This window comes from Longimicrobiaceae bacterium (assembly GCA_035936415.1).
Lineage (GTDB): Bacteria > Gemmatimonadota > Gemmatimonadetes > Longimicrobiales > Longimicrobiaceae > JAFAYN01.
Window position 1 is genome coordinate 1 of the sequence record DASYWD010000153.1, and the last position, 5,367, is coordinate 5,367.

Below are 5,367 nucleotides of genomic sequence, written 5' to 3' on the forward strand. Positions count from 1 at the left end.
GGCTGGCCCCAGGTGCCCTGGACCAGGCGCGCCATGACCTCGTGCAGCGAGGGCGCGGCGCCGTCGCGGGCATGGAAGGAGACCAGCCGCGCCGCGCGCTCCCTGTGCAGCAGGCCGTCCACGACGCTCGCGGCCAGCGACTGCGCCGCCGCCACGGGGTCGAAGGCACCCCCGAGCGGCGAGGCGAAGGACCAAGCGTTGGAGCCGTAGCCGTAGGGCGGGGGCGGGATCATGGCGGCCACCCGCTCCGGGATCGCCAGCGCCTCCGGCTGGAGCGCGCGGATGATGGCGTTCAGCGCCGCACGCTGCTCCGCCGGGTCCACGACGCGCGCAGGCACCTGCCCGTCGCCCGAAAGCGCGAAGGTGTACTCCAGCCCGCCCACCACCTTGGCCGCCGCCTCCAGCGCGTACCGGTGGTGCAGGTACACCGGGGCCAGCCGCTCGCTCAGGTGCCACATGGGCTCGCCGGGGCGGATCGCCGCCGTGCCGAAGCGGTCCAGGAGCACGCGGCGCACCGCCATCGTCCGCTCCAGCTCCGCCACCCGGTCGCTCCCCAGGGCCCAGCGGGTCACCTCGGCCATGCTCCCGGCCTCGTCCGCGTCGCGGTCGGCCATGAAGCGCACCCCGTCGCGCATCGCGGCGCGGACCAGCTCGGCCAGGCCGCGGGCCTCCGCCTCCGGCGTCGGCCACTGCATGTACGCGAAGCGGATCGCCAGCGTGTCGTACGCCCCCGGCCCGGCGCGGTACGCCTCCGATACGTCGATCCGGCCGTCCCTCAGCCGGATCAGCGGCCCCGGGTAGTCCATCACCGACGAGCGCCCGTCCGCCGAGGCGATGAAGTTGTGCGCCAGCCCCAGCGTGTGCCCCACCTCGTGCGCCACGTGCTGCCGGCGCCGCATCATTGCGAACGCCTCCGCGTCCGCCTGCGGGTCCAGCCGGCCCACCCACTCGCCCACCTGCATGGCCGGGAGCGCCCCGGCGAAGATGTTGTAGTCGGTGAGCGAACGGTACGAGTCCATCCGCACCGCCGCCTTGATGATCTCCCCGGTGCGCGGGTCGCGGAACGACGGCCCGATGGAGAAGCCCGGGTCGGTGCGGTGAACCCACTGGATCACCGAGTAGCGGGCGTCCATGGGGTCCACGTCCTCCGGGAGGTCCTCCACCCGGAAGGCGTCGATGAACCCCGCCGCCTCGAACACCCGGTTCCACCAGAGCGCCCCCTCCCGGAAGGCGGTGCGGTACGGCTCGGGGACGCCCGGGTCCAGGTAGTAGACGATGGGCTTCACCGGCTCCGACATCGCCGCCGCCGGGTCCTTCTTCTCCAGGCGCCAGCGCGCGATCCAGCGCTGCGGGTAGCGCGCGTCGAAGGGCTGGCTGAAGTCGAAGAAGGTCAGCGGGTTCACGCCCACCCGCGGGTCGAAGGCGCGGGGCTCGTACCCCGGCGGCGGGAGCTCCACGAACGAGTGGTGCTGCCGCAGCGAGAGCGAGCGCCCGTCCGGCGTGTGGCGGCGGATCTCCGGCCCCGGGTTGTCGCTCGCGAAGGTGAGGAGCGTCTCCACCTCCGTGTTCATCGGGAAGGCTTTGGTCCGCGGGAGGTAGACGGTGCTCCGGTCGCGGTCCAGCCGGAAGTCGCCCTGCTGCCCCTGGCGGATCCGCGCCGCCACCCCGAAGGCGTCCTGGAGGAAGAAATCCGTCGCGTCGATCAGGAACCGCCCATCCTGCTCCGCCTGGATGGGGAAGGCGCCGCGCACCGACACCGGGAACGACTCCACCACGGCCCGCGTCTCCCCCGGCGTGGCGGCGCTCACCGCGCGGAAGCCGGTGTTCTGCTGCACCAGGAGGAGCTTGGGGCCGTGCCTCTCGAAGCGCACCACCACGCCGTCGCCGATGGTGCCGCGGTCCAGCCCCAGCGCGTTGGAGCCGACCCCGGTCGCCAGCGAGTTGAGGTAGAGGAAGTCCTCGCCCACGCGCGGCACCTCCAGGAGCAGCTTCCCGCTCCGGGCGTCCCAGTAGAAGGGGAAGTAGCCGTCGTGCCGCTCCAGCCCCGCGGTCTTCCCCGCGAAGGTGCCCGGGGCGGCGGCCTGTCCGCTCGGGGCGGGAGCTTGGGCGGGACGCTGCGTCGGAGCGCAGGCGGCCAGCACGGCGAGCGCGGCGGCGAGCGCCGTCTTCCGGATTGCGTTTCGGGTCATACGGTGTCGCGGGCGGGGGTGGCACTGCGCGTGTGGGGCCGCTCCGGAGCCAGGCCAGACGGCGGCCTGTCTCCTCCGCGGGTCGTGGAGCCACCGGAAGCCGCTCCGGTGTCTCCGCTCCGGCTGCGGGAGCCTCGCCAAACTGCCGGCGAGTCTCCCTCCGCACAAGCTTTTCGGGGTCAGGCCAGCGCTGGAGCCTGCTCTCGCACCGGGCGGGCGGGGTGGGCGGCTTCTTCCGGCACGGCGAGCGCGCTCGCGCCGAACAGCACCAGGGAGATCCAGACCAGGTCGGCGAGCAGCAGGTGCACCAGCTGCATCCACACCGGCGCCAGGAGCGCCAGGTTCAGGAAGCCGGCGCCGATCTGCACCGCGTACAGCACCGCCAGCGCCAGCGCGAGGCGGCGCGTGGTCCGCCCGGGGCGGAGGCGGGCGACCAGGCGCGCGGCGAGCACCAGGTAGGCGCCCACCGCCAGCGCGATGGCCGGGTGGAAGATGCGGAGCCGGAGCAGGAAGTGCGCGGTGGGGGAGAAGTCCTGGCGGATCCCCTCGCGCAGCGACGTGGCGGGGAAGAGGGTGTCGCCCAGCGCGGCGATGGCGCCGGACGCCCCCAGCACGACCATCCCCGCCACCCCCACCGCGAGCAGCGCCGCCGCGGCGCCCTGCCCGCGCAGGCGGACCGGCCGCCCCCCGGAGGCCCACCACCCGGTGAGCGCGATGGCGCCCAGGAGGAAGAAGGTGTTCACCAGGTGCGCCACCATGGAGAACGCCCGGTACCCGGAGGCGTTGTCCGCCACCAGCTGGAAGAGCACCAGCCCCGCCCCCAGCAGCGCCTCGATCACCATCAGCACCATGGACGCCGCCGCGGCGCGGCGCACCACGTGCCCCCTGGGGAAGGCGCGCAGCGCCCACACCAGCATTCCCAGCACCAGGAGCGCGGCGATCCCGCTGGTGACCCGGTGCGTGAACTCGATCACCTGCTCGGCGCTCGCCAGGCGCGGGATCACCTCGCCGTCGCACCGGGGCCAGTGGTCGCCGCACCCCGCCCCCGAGCCGGTGGCGCGCACGTAGGCGCCCCACGCCACCACGGCGAGGTTGTAGGCGAGCACGCCCCAGGCGAACTTCGCGAACGGCGTCAGCTTCATCGGTCCGGTGTCTCGGTGAGCGTGTGCGGGGGGAGGCGCTACGGCGCTGCAAAATAAAGCGATCCGCGGCGCATCAGGCAACCTCGCGGACGCCGGCCCCCGCGGGTCCGGGTGGCTCCGTGGGGAATCTCCCCACGGAGCCGTGGGGGATCGCCCGGACGGCGCGTCCTCCGCTTGGCGCAGGGTGTTGCGAGGTGTATATTCTCCGGCTTCCGGGCCGGCCCCCCGCGCGGCCGGAACGCCACCCGCAAACGAGCACGAATGCAAGACATCGCCGCCACGGCCGTGAGCGACGTCCTCCCGGGCTCCACCCCGCTCACCGGGTCGAGCGCCGCGGCCCTCGCCGCGGACGGGATGACCACGGGGACCCAGCGCGCCGGCGTCGCCGCCTGGCGCCAGGGCGCGTCGGGGGGGATCCGGCAGCGGCTCCGTGACTACGTGACGCTCACCAAGCCGCGGATCATCTCGCTCCTCCTGCTCACCACCGCCGCCCCCATGTTCATCGCGGTGCGCGGCTGGCCGGACGGGACCGCGCTGCTCTGGACCATGCTGGGCGGCTACCTGATGGCGGGCGGGGCCAACGCGATCAACATGTACATGGATCGCGACATCGACGCCCGCATGCCCCGCACCGCACTGCGCCCCATTCCCAGCGGGCGGATTTCGCCGGGGCACGTGCTCGGCTTCGGCGTGGCGCTCGGGGCGGCGGCGTTCGTCCTCTTCGCGGCCCTCGTCAACCTGCTGGCCGCCGTGCTCGCGCTGGGCGGGCTGCTGTTCTACGTCTTCGTCTACACGCGCTGGCTGAAGCGCACCTCCCCCCAGAACATCGTGATCGGCGGGGCGGCCGGGGCCTTCCCGCCGCTGGTGGGGTGGGCGGCCGCCACCGGCGAGGTGACGCTGACCTCGCTGTACATGTTCCTGATCGTCTTCTTCTGGACCCCGCCGCACTTCTGGGCGCTGGCGCTGGTCAAGCAGAAGGACTACGGCCGCGTGGGCGTCCCCATGGCGCCCAACGTCTGGGGCGAGCGGCAGACCATGCGGCAGATGGTGGTCTACACCGCGCTCCTCATCGTCGTGACGCTCGTGCCGGTCACCTACGGCGGGCTCGGCGCGGTGTACGGTGTGGCCGCGGCGGCGCTCGGCGGGTGGTTCCTCTTCGACGTGGTGCGGCTCTTCCGCTCCGCGAGCCTCACCCGGCCCGCGTGGGCGCTGTACCGCAACTCGCTGCTGTACCTGGCGCTGCTGTTCTGCGCCATGGCCGTGGACGGCGTGGTGCCGGGGCAGCGCGAGGGCGTACGCGACATGGTCGTCCTCCGCAGCCCGGACGTTTCCGTCCCGGCGGGCGTGAGCCGCTGATCCTTCCGGGCTTCCGGCGCTTCCGGGGCCGCTCCTCTTCCGAGGGGGCGGCCCCGTTCGCAGGGGCCCGTCCCGTCTCCCTCCCGAACCGCCACCCCCGCGCAGCCATGCCCGCACCCGCGCCCGCGCCCGCAGACGATCCGAAGTGGCAGCGCGCGGTGCGCGAGCACCAGGACGCGATCGCCCGGTGCGTTGCCGAGGCCGAGGCCGTCCCGGAGGAGGCCTGGGCGCGCCCGCGGGCGCGGGGGAAGTGGTCCCCGGGCCAGGTCGCCGACCACCTGGCCCGGAGCTACGCGGCGATCCTGGGGGAGCTGCGGGGCGGGGAGGGGGTCCGGCCGCGCGTCCCGGCCTGGCAGCAGCGCGTCTTCCGCTGGACCGTGCTCCCGCACATGCTCTTCCACCGCAGCTTCCCGTTGCGCGCCTCCGCCCCGCGGGAGATCCGCCCGGCCGCCGACACGCCGGACCGGGCGGAGGTGCTCGGCCGCCTGCGCGCGCTGGCGGCCGAGACGGAGCGCGGGATGGAGGCCGCGCTCGGGAGCGGCGCCACCATCAGCCACCCCTACTTCGGCCCGCTCCCGCTCCGGACGGCGCTGCGGTTCTGCGCCGTGCACGTGGAGCACCACACGCGCCAGCTCCGCGCCTGACCCCGGAGAAAGCGAAGGCCCCTCCTCCCGTGCGGG

At 74.2% G+C, this 5,367-nt stretch carries 4 protein-coding genes; 2 read left to right on the top strand and 2 right to left on the bottom strand.

The window, feature by feature from the left end:
• Together VGR37_05935 and VGR37_05940 are read right to left on the bottom strand one after the other, a co-directional pair.
• The coding region (locus tag VGR37_05935; protein ID HEV2146919.1) for a zinc-dependent metalloprotease at nt 1-2,189 on the bottom strand (2,189 nt) is incomplete at its 3' end.
• 179 nt (nt 2,190-2,368) lie between these two features.
• Nucleotides 2,369-3,331 carry a COX15/CtaA family protein gene (locus VGR37_05940; protein HEV2146920.1) on the bottom strand — a complete coding sequence of 321 codons (963 nt, stop codon included), beginning with the start codon at nt 3,329-3,331 and terminating at the stop codon, nt 2,369-2,371.
• Between the two features lie 261 nt (nt 3,332-3,592).
• Here VGR37_05940 and VGR37_05945 point away from each other — a divergent pair, with 261 nt between their 5' ends.
• On the top strand, nt 3,593-4,687 hold the full coding sequence (locus tag VGR37_05945) for a heme o synthase (protein HEV2146921.1): 1,095 nt from the start codon (nt 3,593-3,595) through the stop codon (nt 4,685-4,687).
• A 107-nt stretch (nt 4,688-4,794) separates the two neighbouring features.
• The gene (locus tag VGR37_05950) at nt 4,795-5,331 is read left to right on the top strand and encodes a DinB family protein (protein HEV2146922.1); all 537 of its coding nucleotides are present in this window, start codon (nt 4,795-4,797) and stop codon (nt 5,329-5,331) included.
• The last annotated feature ends 36 nt before the right edge of the window (nt 5,332-5,367 follow it).